The sequence below is a fragment of the Phycisphaerae bacterium genome (genome assembly GCA_024102815.1).
GTDB lineage: Bacteria > Planctomycetota > Phycisphaerae > UBA1845 > UBA1845 > JAGFJJ01.
The window spans coordinates 123,364-136,887 of sequence record JAGFJJ010000005.1; the positions used below are offsets into that span (position 1 = coordinate 123,364).

At 62.3% G+C, this 13,524-nt stretch carries 11 protein-coding genes; 8 read left to right on the forward strand and 3 right to left on the reverse strand.

Annotated elements, in window-relative coordinates:
* Positions 1–88: 88 nt before the first annotated feature.
* Positions 89–1,066, reverse strand: coding sequence for a hypothetical protein (locus tag J5J06_00865; GenBank protein ID MCO6435622.1), 978 nt, complete (start codon positions 1,064–1,066; stop codon positions 89–91).
* A gap of 246 nt (positions 1,067–1,312) precedes the next feature.
* Here J5J06_00865 and J5J06_00870 point away from each other — a divergent pair, with 246 nt between their 5' ends.
* The 8 genes from J5J06_00870 (at position 1,313) to J5J06_00905 (ending at position 12,244) form a co-directional block, all read left to right on the forward strand.
* Complete coding sequence (locus tag J5J06_00870) at positions 1,313–3,421, forward strand: hypothetical protein (GenBank protein MCO6435623.1); 2,109 nt, start codon at positions 1,313–1,315, stop codon at positions 3,419–3,421.
* A 57-nt stretch (positions 3,422–3,478) separates the two neighbouring features.
* Positions 3,479–4,468 carry a hypothetical protein gene (locus J5J06_00875; protein MCO6435624.1) on the forward strand — a complete coding sequence of 330 codons (990 nt, stop codon included), beginning with the start codon at positions 3,479–3,481 and terminating at the stop codon, positions 4,466–4,468.
* Positions 4,469–4,474: 6 nt separating this feature from the next.
* Positions 4,475–5,794 carry a hypothetical protein gene (locus J5J06_00880; GenBank protein MCO6435625.1) on the forward strand — a complete coding sequence of 440 codons (1,320 nt, stop codon included), beginning with the start codon at positions 4,475–4,477 and terminating at the stop codon, positions 5,792–5,794.
* 64 nt (positions 5,795–5,858) lie between these two features.
* The gene (locus tag J5J06_00885; GenBank protein MCO6435626.1) at positions 5,859–7,115 is read left to right on the forward strand and encodes an ABC transporter ATP-binding protein; all 1,257 of its coding nucleotides are present in this window, start codon (positions 5,859–5,861) and stop codon (positions 7,113–7,115) included.
* A 2-nt stretch (positions 7,116–7,117) separates the two neighbouring features.
* Positions 7,118–8,521 (forward strand): hypothetical protein, encoded by a 1,404-nt coding sequence (locus J5J06_00890; protein MCO6435627.1) that lies wholly within the window; start codon positions 7,118–7,120, stop codon positions 8,519–8,521.
* 43 nt (positions 8,522–8,564) lie between these two features.
* Positions 8,565–10,568 (forward strand): hypothetical protein, encoded by a 2,004-nt coding sequence (locus J5J06_00895; protein ID MCO6435628.1) that lies wholly within the window; start codon positions 8,565–8,567, stop codon positions 10,566–10,568.
* Positions 10,569–10,622: 54 nt separating this feature from the next.
* Positions 10,623–11,120: a 5-(carboxyamino)imidazole ribonucleotide mutase gene (gene purE, locus J5J06_00900; protein ID MCO6435629.1), complete on the forward strand. Its 498-nt coding sequence runs from the start codon at positions 10,623–10,625 to the stop codon at positions 11,118–11,120.
* Positions 11,117–12,244 (forward strand): 5-(carboxyamino)imidazole ribonucleotide synthase, encoded by a 1,128-nt coding sequence (locus tag J5J06_00905; GenBank protein MCO6435630.1) that lies wholly within the window; start codon positions 11,117–11,119, stop codon positions 12,242–12,244. Before purE ends, J5J06_00905 begins: the two co-directional genes overlap by 4 nt.
* Positions 12,245–12,301: 57 nt before the next feature.
* Here the strand turns inward: J5J06_00905 and J5J06_00910 are convergent, their stop codons facing one another.
* Both J5J06_00910 and J5J06_00915 read right to left on the reverse strand, forming a co-directional pair.
* Positions 12,302–12,862, reverse strand: a complete 561-nt coding sequence (locus J5J06_00910; GenBank protein ID MCO6435631.1) for a hypothetical protein — start codon at positions 12,860–12,862, stop codon at positions 12,302–12,304.
* Positions 12,863–13,063: 201 nt separating this feature from the next.
* Positions 13,064–13,519 carry a VOC family protein gene (locus tag J5J06_00915; protein MCO6435632.1) on the reverse strand — a complete coding sequence of 152 codons (456 nt, stop codon included), beginning with the start codon at positions 13,517–13,519 and terminating at the stop codon, positions 13,064–13,066.
* Positions 13,520–13,524 lie beyond the last annotated feature (5 nt).

Below are 13,524 nucleotides of genomic sequence, written 5' to 3' on the forward strand. Positions count from 1 at the left end.
CCTTTCCAGCCTTTGAATCTCGGACAGATCATGCGGGCCGCCTCGAGAAGTCGGGGCGGTCTTTTTTGTTGGAGGGCGTCAATCAGATTCAGCCGATCTCCCGCCGCTGGAACAGGACGACGGCAACCGAGACGGCCGCGGTGGTGAGGAGGGCGGCGTAGGCCGTGGCAAGACCGAGGTAGCGGAGGGGAATGGCGGTGACGTCGCTGTCGGCGAGCAGGGCATCGACGACCCAGAAGGGGCCGAGGTTGGGGACGATGTGATAAGCCAGGTTGGCGGCGAGAGAATTGTCCGCGAATTGCCCGAATGCGTAGTCTGCGATGAAGCCAACCGCGAGGAAAAGCAGGCAAACCAGGAGGGTGGGAAGTTGGGCTAACCGGGCGGAGCAGGCGAGGGCGACGGCGGTGATGACGCCGATGGTCAGCATGAGCAAATAGGAGGCCAGCAGCACCTGCCCGCCGACATAATTGCTTCCGAAGGGAATGACGTTCCATTTCTCGTCAAACTTCCCCACGAGCAGGACGGAGAACGTCAGCAGAATGGTCACCGTGGTCAGGCTGACCGTCGCGAAGTGCTTGCCATAGAAGTAGTTACACCACGCCCCGACCAGCACGGCGACCATCGCACTTCCCACGCCAAAGACCAGTACGGGGGCGTCCCAGGGGTCCGACGTGTTCTGGAGCACGCCGTGGCGCATGGCCAGGACGAAGATCAGCAGCCCGACGTAGAAGGCCATAAGCATCGCCCCTAGCAGGCCCAGGAACTTGCCTACGATGAAGGCCGGTCGCCCAATGGGCTTGGAAATGACCGTGAGCACGGTCTTGTTTTCAATTTCCCTGGAGACGACGCCGGTGGCGCTGAAAGCGGCCAAGAACAAACCGCAAAGCAGGAGCGTAGAAAGCCCTATCTCAAGGAGGAGCTTGTCGTCGTTTTCCAGGGTGAAGGCGGCGAGGGAGACGTTGAGAACCATGAGGATGGCGGTGACGATGAGCATCACACCGTAAATGGGCTGACGAATGGTTTCGACAAAGGTGTTGGCTGCGACGGTCAGGATTCGCTGGTTCATTGAAAGCCATCCCGCAGGGGGGCCGGATTCTCGCCCGCGTCATGAATCAGGTAATCAGAAACGGCCCGAAGGAGTCGGCCCTTCGTTCCGCCCCATGCCAATGCATACGTTTGGAAGTGCGTCGTAGTTCGCAGTGTCGTCCGCATCGCGGGCGCGCTCAGGTTCGAATCCCGTCACTGCCATGGCCTCGCAAGTCGCACGGGCTGAGGGCGTCGGGACCGGGTTCCAAGGCAGGATACCTCACGAATGACCGAGGGTACCGTAGCGTCGGATCGCCGTCCGGTGAACGTGGCGATTCTGGGCTTTCTTCTGCAGTTGGGCTGCTTCGGCACGCTGGTGGCGCTGGCGACGTGGTCAAGGTCCGATGCAATCTGGACCGCGTCGCGGTTCATGCTGATCGGACTGCCCATCTGGCTGGTGCTTTTCCTGTTCTTCAAGCAGTTGCGGCGGGTCAACGTCGAAGCACTGGAAACCGAAGAGCTGCGACGCAGTCAGGCCGAGGGCGGCGTCGAGGCAATCTTCGAGCTCGACGACGAGGCCCTGCTGATCGAGCAGAATCGGCTTCGCTGGATCGTGCGCTGGCTTTTCCCGGCGGCAAGCCTGGTGCTTGCGGCCCTGCTGGTCGGCGGTCACTTCGTCGGCTGGTCCTGGGATTTCGAGTCGGCATTCCAGACGGACGGGATCGGCGCGCTGCATCGCACGCAGGAACCCACGCTGGTGATGTGGTTCTTCGTCGGGGTGGGTTTTCTCTGCTTCCTGTATGCCCGATACGGGTTGGCGCTGTCGCGGCTGCCGCAATGGCGGCTCCTCCGGGCCGGGGCGATCTGCATGGCCGGCAATGCCCTGGTCTGCCTGTCGCTGGCGATCGTGCTGATGGCGTCGTCCACGATCTCGTGGGCGGAGCCGCTGCTGGCTTACCTGCTTCGCCTCGGGTTGCTCCTGCTCGGGCTGGAGTTCCTGGCGAATTTTATTCTCGACTACTACCGGCCTCGCTCGCCGGACGTGATCGCCCGCCCGTCGTTCGAGAGTCGGGCGCTCGGGCTGGTCAGCGAACCCGGTAGCCTGGCCAAGTCCATTGCCGAAGCCATCAACTACCAGTTCGGGTTCGAAGTCAGCTCGACATGGTTCTACCAGTTTCTCCAGCGCTGGCTCTTTCCGATCATGGTGGCCACGTGTGTCGTCGTTCTGGCACTGACGAGTGTTGTGCTGGTGAACGCGGAAGAGAAAGCGGTGGTGGAGCGTTTCGGGCGGCTTCGCCCGCAAGGTGCGGTGCTTGGTCCGGGGCTTCACTTCAAGTGGCCTTATCCGATCGAAATCGTCTACCGGGCTCCGGCCAAGAAGGTCAGCGAACTGGTCATCGGGGAGTCGCTGCCGAACGAGAAGGACGACCAGGGTGCGATCCTCTGGACGAAGTCGCACGAGTACATTCCCGAGTTGCTGCTGCTGGTGGGATCGCCGCCGGCGGAAGAAGGGGAGGTCCGGACCGAGGAAGTGGGAGCGAGCGAGGCGGCTTCCGGCACGCGAAGCGTCCCGGTTCACCTGCTTCTGGTCTCCGTGCCCATCGAGTACCGCATCAAGGACATCGAGGCGTATCTCTACAACCAACTGGATCCCCAGTTGCTTCTCGAAAACCTTGCCTACCAGCACATCACGAAGTTCGCGGCGAGCATCGACGCCGATCAGTTGATGGGCCCCTCGCGGGATGAATTCAACAAGCTGTTGCATCAGCAGATCCAGGAGAGCCTGGACGCGCTGGATGCGGGCATCGAAATCGTTTTCGTGGGCATTCGGGGCGCTCACCCGCCCGCCAAGCAGGAGGTCGCCAAGGCCTACCAGGCGTCGATCTCGGCGGAGACGGCCAAGGGTTCCATGATCCACGCCGCCGAGGCGGAGGAGCGTCGCATTCTTACGTCCGCAGCGGGGTCGATTGTGCGGGCGAGGGAGCTGGATGGAGCCATTCAGACGTTGAACCGGCTGCGGTCGACGGAGAAGGCCGGAAGCGAGGCGCTCTCGGGCGCGGAGCGAACGGTGACGGATCTGCTCATGGGGGCGCCGGAAGAAGACATCCCGCCGCCCAGCGGGCAGGTGGCGCAGATCGTGGCGGACGCTCGGGCGGATGCCAGTCGCGCGATCAGCGACGCCGCCTCCAAGGTCCGCTTGTTCAATGCGGAGGTGGCCGCCTATGAAGCGGCTCCGGCGCTGTATCTTCAGCGGCGGCAACTGGAGGCGCTCGAAGAACTCGACCTGATTCGTAAGTATGTGATCATCGGGGACACGTCGAACCTGATCATCGAGCATGACACGGCGGAGCAGGGGGCGCTGGATCGCGTCCTGGAAGAAGGCGTTGGGAAATAGTCCGTTGCGTCGGCAGGAGATGGTGCCGGCGATTTTCGGTGCGTGGAGAATTCGAGGATGAAGAATCTGGGAACGATCCTGGCGGCGGCGTTTCTGGCGCTCGTGCTGGCGCTCTACATGTGCACGTTCCAGGTGCGCTTCACGGAAGTGGCGATCAAGAAGACCTGGGGCAAGCCGGCGGAGAAAGCCATCGATCAGCCCGGGCTTTACTTCAAGGCGCCGCGGCCGGTGCAGACCGTCGTGCGTTACGACAAGCGGACGCGCCTGCTGGAGGATCGCACGGAAGAGACGCGGACGGTGGATGGGAAGAACCTGCTGCTGACGACGTACACGCTCTGGCGGATTGCCGATCCCGTCAAGTTCCTGACCAACTTCCCGGGGGGCGTCGAGGACGGCGAACGCAAGCTGCGCACGACGATTGTCACGCAGAAGCAGGCACTGGTCGGCAAGCGCAAATTCAGTGAATTCGTCTCGACCAATGCGGAAGATCGCCATCTGGGGGAGATCGAGGCGGAATTGAAGGAGGCGGTGGCCCGCGACGCCATGCGTGAGTTCGGCGTGGAGGTCGTTGCCTTCGGGTTCAAGAAACTGGCTTTGCCCGAGTCGGTGACGACGGCGGTGTTCTCCAGCATGAAGGAGCACGAGCAATCCAAGGCCGCTCAGTATCGGGCGGAGGGCGAGGCGCGAGCGGCGGACATCATGGCTCGCGCCAAGGCGATGGAGGAGCGCATCCTCGCAGCGGCACGGCAGAAAGCGGCGCAGATCGAAGCCGAGGCGCAGCGCGTGGTGAGCGGATACTACAAGGAATTCGACGTGCATCCGGAGCTGCGGATCTTCCTCGACAAGCTCCGGACGATTCGGCAGGCACTCCGCGAGCGTACGACGCTGGTGATCGACACCAAGCAGGCGCCGTGGGACGTGTTCAACGCAGAAGATCGGCGACGGATTCCGGAAGGCGCATCGCTGCCGACGACTTCCGATGACGGGAAGGAGTCGAAGGGAGTATCGCAGATCGCGTCGCCGACGCCGAGCGGGCAGGAGGGTTGATCGGTCATGCACGTACATGACGAACACGACCACGATCACGATCACGGCGACCACCTGAACCCAGGGGATGATGCCCCGTTCGCGGTGGAGGAACCGCTGGATGCGGCCAACCAATCGCTAGCGGATGCGCTGCGGGCCAGCTTCAGCATCCTCAAGGGCATCATGCTCGTGCTGGTGATTCTGTACCTGTTCTCCAACGTTCGCACCGTGGATACGAGCGAGCAGGCGCTGGTGCTGCGGCTGGGGCGATTGCTTCCCAACGTGCGCGATCCGGGGCTGGTCTGGGGCTATCCGTTTCCAATCGACGAGATCGTCCCACTGCCGACGCGCAAGAGCAACGAGGTGGTGATTGACAGTCACACGTTTCATCGCACCGCCAATGAGCGCGAGAAGCCGTTGGCGATGATCTCCCGGAGCGAAGGCGAGGGTCTCAACCCGACGCTGGACGGTGCGTTGCTCACGGCCGACGCGGGGCTGGTGCACGTGCGCTGGAAGGTGACCTACAAGATCGACGATGTCGCAAGATTCGTGTCGAACATCATGGGCGACCAGACGGAGTCTGCGGACGATCTCATCCGCGTACTGGTGGAGACGATCGGTATCCAGCTTGCCTCGGGCATGACGGCCGAGGAGGTCACACGGACGCGCGTGGATGATCTGCAGACGGACATGTTGCGAGAGCTCAACGATCATCTGCGACAACTGGAAAGCGGCGTGACGGTGACCCTCGTGGAGGTATTCGAGCCGACGCCACCGCTGCAGATTCGCGGTGCATTCGATGAAACGCAGCGGGAGGAGAACAACAAGTCGGCGAAGATCAACCAGGCGGTGCAAGACCGGACGAAGCTGCTCAACGAGGCGGCCGGTGTCGCCCATCGCAGGGTGATTGCCGTTCTGGACGATTTGGCCGCCGCCGAGCCGGGAAGCGCCCGGACCGAGGCGCTTCAGAAGGAGCTCGACCGGCTGCTCGTGGAGGATGTCGAGGGCAAGGCGGGAAGGATCGTCAAGGATGCGACGGCACTCATGTCCATCGTGGTCGATCGCATGCGCGGTGACGTGGAGCTCTACCGGACGCTGGTTCCGGAATACGAACGGAATCCCATTCTGCTTATTGAGCGTCTTTGGGAAGAGGCACGCATGGCGATCTTCAATGAACCCGGTGTGATCAAGTTCTACAGGCCGATGGACAGCGAGTTCCGTCTGAAGATCCCGCTTGATCCGGAGCAGAAGAAGATTGAAGAGAAGCTGCGGCTGCAGCAGCAGGATTTCAGCCCGGAAGACCTGCGGGAGAGGCGGTGGGAACCGCTGCCGGTGGGAGTCGGTTGATGTTCAGTGAACGAAGCGGGCGGCGGGTCATGCCGGGCCGCGAGCTGGCAAGTAAGAGCTGATTATGGCCAAGACAGACGGAGCGGTCGTTCAGACCGTCGGGCTCACCAAAATCTTCCGCGACTTCTGGCGGCGTCCGCGGGTCGAGGCGGTCAAGGACCTGAATCTTCAGATCCGCGCCGGGGAAGTCTTCGGACTGCTGGGTCCCAACGGTTCCGGCAAGACGACGACGATCAAGATGCTGCTGGGCCTGCTGTACCCGACGCGCGGCCGCATTTCCGTGTTCGGGGCGCCGCCGAGCGACGTGCGCGTCAAGGCCCGCATCGGTTTCCTGCCGGAAGAGAGCTACCTCTACCGTTATCTGGTGGCATCTGAAACGCTGGATTTCTACGGACGGTTGTTTCGGTTGCCGGCGCGGGTGCGCAGCGACCGAACGGAGCGTCTGCTGGACATGGTCGGTTTGCGGCATGAGGCAAAACGACCCATCGGCGAGTACAGCAAGGGCATGGCCCGGCGCATCGGCCTGGCGCAGGCGCTGATCAACGATCCGGAGTTTCTCATTCTCGATGAGCCTACGTCCGGACTTGATCCGGTCGGCGCGGCGCAGATCAAAGAGGTGATTCGTGCACTGGGGCGAAAAGGCAAGACGATTCTACTCTCCAGCCACGTACTCTCGGACGTCGAGGACGTGTGCGATCGCGTGACGATTCTGTACGGCGGTCAGCAGCGGGCGGCCGGGGATATTTCCGAGCTCCTCCGCAAACGCGATGTCACGCAAATCACAGCGCCGGCGCTCTCCGAGGAGACCATCCGCCAGGTACGCGAGACGATTCAGCGACTGGAGCAGAAGGACATCATCGGCGTGAGCAATCCGCGGGACCGTCTCGAGGAGTTCTTCCTGCGAATCGTGGAGGAGGCCCGGGCGGCGAACATCCGCACATCGGGGGCGGTCTCGGGGGGCGCGGTTCCCGAGTTCCTGCAGAAGCCGGCGGAGGCGGAAGCGGACGCCGTGATCGAATCGCTCATGGTTGCGGGAACGCAGCGGGTTGATGCGACGCAAGGTCGGGGTGCTGAGGCGTTGCCGAGAGCGGAGGCTGGGCCTGCGCGCGACGTGCTCGAGTCGCTGATCGGGCGCGACGAGTCGGAAGAAGCCGAGGCCGCCGAGTTGGAAGCAGCGGCGGAAGGTCCCGCGGGGCCTGAGTCGAAGCAGGATCGTTCGGACCCTGCGCGTCGCGAGGTCGACGCGGACCGCACGATTCTGGACGAGCTCCTCAAGGGCGGAAAAGACCAGTCAAATAAGTCGGAAAGGACCGAGGAGTAAGCGTGGGACGGATCTGGGCGGTCGCGCGACAGACGATTTCGGAAGGCATCCGCATGCGCGTGGCGGTGGTCTTCCTTCTGTTGATGGCCGCGACCGTTCTGGGACTGCCGTTCTTCGTCGAAGGTGACGATTCGCTCACCGGCGCCGTGCAGACATTCATGTCCTACAGCCTGATGCTCAGCGGGTTTCTGCTCAGCCTGCTCAGCATCTTCATGGCGCGGTCGCTGTCCGCGGAGATTGTCGATCGTCAGCTCTTTCTGATCGTGACCAAGCCCATCCCTCGGTGGCAGTTCCTGCTGGGCAAGTGGATGGGCATCTGCCTGCTGAACGGGACGCTGCTGTTTCTGGCCGGGCTGGGAACGTACGGCATGGTCCAGTTCATCCGGGCGACGCGTCCTCCGCTGAATACGTATGACAAGTCGGAACTGGACAACCAGGTGCTCGTCGCCCGCCACGCCATCCAGGCGACATTGCCCGATTTCGGCGCGTTGGCGGAGCAGGAATACGAACGGAATCGCGAGCAGGGTCTGTATGACAACATGATCGACACCACGCCGGAAAAGATCAAACACGATCTCAAGGCGAAGTACGAGGCCCGGTGGCGCGTCGTCGCACCGCTGGAGCGACGGGTGTATCAGTTCGAGAACGTTCTTTGCAGCCGTTCACCGGATGACCAGATTCAACTGCGTTATTATGCCCAGGTCAGCAACTATCCGCCGGACGAGATCTACCGGGCGGAGTGGATCTTCGGTGATCCCCTAAAGGGTGCACAGGCGTATCGGATTCCCACGCGGCACGTCGCGGGCCGATTCCACGTCATTCCGGTTCCCGCGGATGCGGTGGCCCCTGACCACACGCTCCAGGTCATGTTGATCAACGCAAACCCGTTCGCCGACGAGCGGCTTTATCCAACGACCCTGCAGATTCGCAAGACGGACGGCATCGAAGTCCTGTTCGTCGTCGGTTCTTTCGAGGGAAACTTGCTTCGATTGCTGATTCTGATGCAGTGCAAGCTGATGTTTCTGGCGGCGGTGGCGCTGCTCTTTGCCAGCGTGTTCTCCTTCCCGGTGGCCTGCCTCGCGTCGTTCACCGTGTTTGCGCTCGCTTCCATGCGGGGGCTGCTGGAGGAGGCGTTCGACCAGCTCACGAAAGATTTCGATTCGATCTTCGCATCGGTTCAGCAGCTTGTGGTTACGGTGATCGCGCGGCTCTATGATCTGGTGATGGTGGTTCTTCCGGATTTCCAGCATTACAGCGCCATCGAGACGCTGGTGAACGGACGCAACGTGACGCTGTACTGGGTGCTACAGGGCATGGGCGAACTCGTCCTGCTCAAGACGGCGCTCGCCCTGGGGATTGCCATGCTCGTGTTCCAGCGCCGGGAAGTCGCGGAAACGTCGATTTAAGGTGGATATGCCTGCTTCCGTGTGCGCCAAAGCGACCTGAACCATGGCCGGTGACAGTCCATCCATGACACGCTCCATCACCCAGCCGCTGCCCAAGCACTTGCAGGCGAAGCTCTCCGCGCAGCGCAAGGAAGTCTCCGTCCAATTGGTGGCGGGTGCGCTGGCCCTTTTTTCACTGATCGGCGCCGGACTGCTGATGGGGCCGATCAATACGATCCGCAAAGAGCGGCAATTCGTCATCAATCCGGAAACGATCGCCGGGCTTCCGCCGGAACTGGAGCTGATGAACAAACTGGGCACGTTCCGCGCGCTGGCCATCGACTGGGCGGCGATTCGAGCTGAGCGGCTGAAGATGGAAGGCAAGACGTACGAGGCGCTCGAGCTGCACAAGGCTGTATGCCGGCTTGCCCCGCGGATGCCCAAGTTGTGGGTCTTTGCCGCATGGAACATGGCCTACAACATTTCGGTCTCGCAGTACTCGCCGGAACAGCGCTGGCAATGGGTGCAGAACGGCATCAAGCTGTTGCGCGACGAGGGCATTCAGTACAACCCGCGGTCGGTCACGCTCTACAAGGAACTTGCCTGGATTTACTGGCACAAGATCGGCGATGTGATGGACGACGAGCACCGCAACTACAAGCGGGCGCTGGCCGTGGACATGGAGCGCGTGCTGGGTCCGCCGCCGATTACGCTGACGGACGAGGAGTATTTCGACTGGTTCCGCGAGGTGGCGGATGCACCGACGGACTTCGACGCATTCCTCCGCCGGGACGTGGCGGTCAAGGCGCTTGCCGAGCAGTTCGAGCAACTGGGACTCGGCCCCGACGAAAACCTGTTGGACTTCGTCGCCCGGACCATCCGTCCGGAGACGCAGGCCTGGCAGCTTCTCAAAGATCGCGACGTGCTCGACTCGACGGTTCGCCGGCGATTGGAAATACTCCAGGATCCGGCGAATGCAGCGGCTCGGGACCGGCTGCTGGGCGCCCTGCGTTCCAAGATCCTGCGGGAGAAATTCAAGCTTGATCCATCGCGAATGCTGCGGCTGATGGTGGAGCGCTACGGTCCGCTCGACTGGCGAAACGCCTACTCGCACACGGTCTACTGGGCGACGCTGGGCACGGAGGTGGCCGAGGGCTACGCGAACGTTGACCGAAACGACGAGATTAACACGGCCCGTAACGTCCTGTTCGCATTGCACAGTATGGTCATGGGCGGGCGGATCGTCCTCTGGCCGAACTTTGACGAGCCCTTCGATTCCTATATCGAATTCTCCACGGATCCGCGCCTGATTCCCTATCTCTACGATGAATACCTGCGATTGGGGAAAAAGTACTTCGGCGATCGGGAGGATTTTGTTGAAGGGACGGCCGGTCCCGTTTTCCGAAACGGATTCGTGTCCGCCATGGAGAACTGGATCCAGGTGCTCTATTTCGAAGGCGGGGAGAAGAACCTGGCGCTGGCCGAGAATTTCTACGCCTGGCTCCGGAAGAACAACCCTCATCCTGACGGTTCCACGCAAGAGCGTTATACGAAGACCGTTCAGGAATTCGTCCTCGGCGACGTACTTGATCAGCTCCATACGCACCGTGCGGCGGCGGGGCTTGTACGGACGTTCATCAAGCGGGCCCTGAAGGAACTGGGACTGGGGCTGACCGAGGCGGGAGTGAGCTCGCTGAGGCATGCACGGCTCGCCCACCGATACTGGGAGAAGGATGCGGCCGACATCAAGCGGACCGATCGATTACGGCTGCCGCCCATCCGCATCATGCTCCGGGACCAGATCGAGGAGATGATGCGCGAGCCGCAACTGGCGGCGCTGTTCAAGGTGCGCCTGTGGAATGCACTTCCGGTCGAGCAGCGGCAGATGACCTTTGACCGCTTGCGACCGTACTTCGAGCAGCTCTGCGCGTCCCAGAGGCCGCCGTGGGACGTGGAAAAGGCCCTGCCCGAGCCGCCGGGAATGGAAGAATATCGCAAGACGGCTCCCGAGGCGGTTCTGGATGTCCGCCCGGAAGACGTGGACTACGGCGAGCGGTATAAACGATAAGTACATCGGTTGTCGCAGCGCGGGGCTGTTTCCCGCGGTAACCGGGAGCAGGGCATGAACCTGTCGGCCGAAGTCGGACTGGTAATGGGTAGCCGCAGCGACTGGGAGACGATGTCGGCGGCGGCCGAGGTGCTCGACTCGCTGGCCGTGGCGTATGAGGTCCGGGTGGTTTCGGCCCACCGCACGCCCGATTTGCTTTTTGAGTACGCGTCCACGGCAGAACAGCGGGGTCTGAAGGTCATCATCGCCGGTGCCGGAGGCGCCGCTCATCTTCCGGGGATGCTCGCGGCCAAGACGACATTGCCTGTTCTCGGCGTCCCGGTGGCTTCCGCCATGTTGCGCGGCATTGATTCGCTGCTTTCCATCGTGCAGATGCCGCGCGGCGTTCCCGTGGGAACGATGGCGATCGGTCCGGCGGGAGCGGCCAACGCGGCGCAGCTTGCGGCACAGATCATCTCACTGACGCGTCCGGAGTTACGGTCTCGCCTCGAGACGATGCGGCGCGAGCAGACGCAACAGGTGTTGGACCATCCTGACCCCAGGCAGCCATGACGACGGTAGGGATCATTGGCGGCGGGCAGTTGGGGCGCATGCTGGCGCTGGCCGGCTATCCAATGCAATTTCGATTCCGCGTATTGGAGTCGAAAGCGGATTGCCCGGCAGGGGATGTCGCCGAGGTTGTGGTCGGTGCCTACGACGATTCCGCCGCTCTGGCTCGCCTGGCGAAAGGGGCGCGCGTAGCCACGTACGAGTTTGAGAACGTTCCCGCCGAAGCGGTTGAGCGACTCTCCGACCTCGTGCCCGTTTATCCACCCGTGGAAGCGCTGCGGATTGCCCAGGATCGTCTGCTGGAAAAACAGACGTTCGAAGCGCTGGGTATCCCCACGACCAGATTCTCGTCCGTTTCATCAGTCGAAGATCTGCGCGTTGCGATGAAGCGCATCGGCTTGCCGGCCGTGCTGAAGACCCGACGTCAGGGGTACGACGGCAAGGGCCAGCGCGTGTTGTCCGACTATGGCGAGGCGACGCCGGCGTGGGATTCGTTGCGCAATGTCCCCGCCATTCTCGAGGAGTTCATTCCTTTCGACCGAGAGGTTGCCATCGTGGCGGCTCGCGGCATCGACGGAGAAACGGCACTCTATCCATTGGTTGAGACTCGACAGCGGCACGGGATGCTGGCCGTGGCCATTGCCCCCGCGCCGCAAGGCTCACCTCTCCTCGAAGAGCAGGCGCGACGGTACGCCCGTCTTCTTCTGGGCCGGCTCAATTACGTGGGCGTGATGGCGCTGGAGATGTTCGAGCACAATGGGCGGCTGATCGCCAACGAGATTGCTCCGCGCGTGCATAACTCCGGTCACTGGACGATCGAGGGCGCGGAGACGAGCCAATTCGCCAATCACCTGCGAGCAATACTCGGGTTGCGTTTGGGCTGCACGGATGCGGTGGGGTGCTCGGCATTGTTCAACCTGATCGGAACGCTGCCGCCGCTGGAGGAACTCGCGGCGATTCCTCACGCGCGCATTCACCTTTATGGCAAGACGCCGCGCGCCGGACGCAAGCTGGGGCATGTGACGATTCGTGCGGCCGATGGCGATACACTCACGCGCCGCATGGCCGAGTTGCAAACGCTGATCGAGCAGTCGATCAATGACCCGTCGGATGTGGTACCGGAATGACGGCTTTCGCGGCGCGCTTGTCAAAATCCTAATCCGACTTGCAGGGCGACGTTTGCTCTACGGGGTCACTTTCTGTGCGGGCGGTGCAGGAGGCGGGGGCGGAGGAGGGAATTTTCTTGTCTTGTATAGCAAAACGGCGATAACCAGGAACATCAGCACGAGTGACGTAGTCAGCAATATCACCCATCCCTTGTTCATCACGCGGCGATGCGGACGCGGAAACGTTCCCGTCTCCAGGAAATGTCGCTCTTCGTCATCGAGCGCCCGGCCGCACTCCGGGCAGCGAGGTGCCACCTGCCCGCGTAGGTCGTATCCGCATCCCTTGCAACGCAGGCCGCAGCGCTCCAGCACGCGCGGCGGTTGGAGCACGAGGACCAGCAGCCAGATGATGCCGACGGCAACGATGGCCCAGGTGGGTTCGAATCGGAGATGCCGCGCGGCCACGACTGCGAGGACGAGCGACAGAATATATGGCACCACCAGGACAAGCCGGCGGGTGGAGTCTATGGCCAGAAGCGATTCGCAGCCGTTGCACCGCCATTGCGACCAGATCGGACGCAGAACAAACGTCCAAGGTAGTCCATTGCGACAGACGGGACATTCGCCGGGAAGCAGCATGACGCGGGCTCCAAACCAACGAGGACGGGAGCCGGCCGCGGGCAACGCCGCGGCCTATCATGTAGGTACTTCACGATTGTGACACCGCCGGGCCGAGGGAGCAACGGCTGCGTTGTCGCAACTGGACTGGAGTCGTCGATTTGCGCAGGGTTGCGAGTTGGTGCCCGATTCTCTGTGGTGGATGCGCGACATCGTCCCTTGCTAATCGGGTTTCATCGACGCATAACGTCTGTTGACTTCCTCGATGCTCACGTCCTCGATATGCGTGGCGAGGGTCCAGCGGTGGCCAAAGGGATCGATGAGCCCGCCCGAGCGGTCACCGTAGAGCTGATCTTGCACGGGACGTTCGACGGTCGCGCCCGCGGCAACGGCCTGGTTGAACATGGCGTCGACATTCTCGACGTACAGGAGAATGCCCACCGACGACCCGCCATAGTGCTTGGGGTCGTGGACGTTCGAGGCGGCGTCGGCCAGCATCATGACTGAGTCCCCGATCTTGAACTCGGCGTGCATGACCTTTCCGTCCGGCGCGGGGAAACGGAACAGTTCCTTTGCCCCAAAGGCCTTGGCGTAGAAGTCGAGCGCCTTGGCGCCGTCGTCGACGATGAGATAGGGTGTGATGGAGTGATAGCCGTCGGGGATGGGTTTGGCTGCCATGCTGC

Coding starts and splice junctions, on each gene's coding strand:
- J5J06_00865 (MCO6435622.1), bottom strand. CDS start 1,066: ATGAACCAGCGAATCCTGACCGTCGCAGCCAACACCTTTGTCGAAACC.
- J5J06_00870 (MCO6435623.1), top strand. CDS start 1,313: ATGACCGAGGGTACCGTAGCGTCGGATCGCCGTCCGGTGAACGTGGCG.
- J5J06_00875 (MCO6435624.1), top strand. CDS start 3,479: ATGAAGAATCTGGGAACGATCCTGGCGGCGGCGTTTCTGGCGCTCGTG.
- J5J06_00880 (MCO6435625.1), top strand. CDS start 4,475: ATGCACGTACATGACGAACACGACCACGATCACGATCACGGCGACCAC.
- J5J06_00885 (MCO6435626.1), top strand. CDS start 5,859: ATGGCCAAGACAGACGGAGCGGTCGTTCAGACCGTCGGGCTCACCAAA.
- J5J06_00895 (MCO6435628.1), top strand. CDS start 8,565: ATGGCCGGTGACAGTCCATCCATGACACGCTCCATCACCCAGCCGCTG.
- purE (MCO6435629.1), top strand. CDS start 10,623: ATGAACCTGTCGGCCGAAGTCGGACTGGTAATGGGTAGCCGCAGCGAC.
- J5J06_00905 (MCO6435630.1), top strand. CDS start 11,117: ATGACGACGGTAGGGATCATTGGCGGCGGGCAGTTGGGGCGCATGCTG.
- J5J06_00910 (MCO6435631.1), bottom strand. CDS start 12,862: ATGCTGCTTCCCGGCGAATGTCCCGTCTGTCGCAATGGACTACCTTGG.
- J5J06_00915 (MCO6435632.1), bottom strand. CDS start 13,519: ATGGCAGCCAAACCCATCCCCGACGGCTATCACTCCATCACACCCTAT.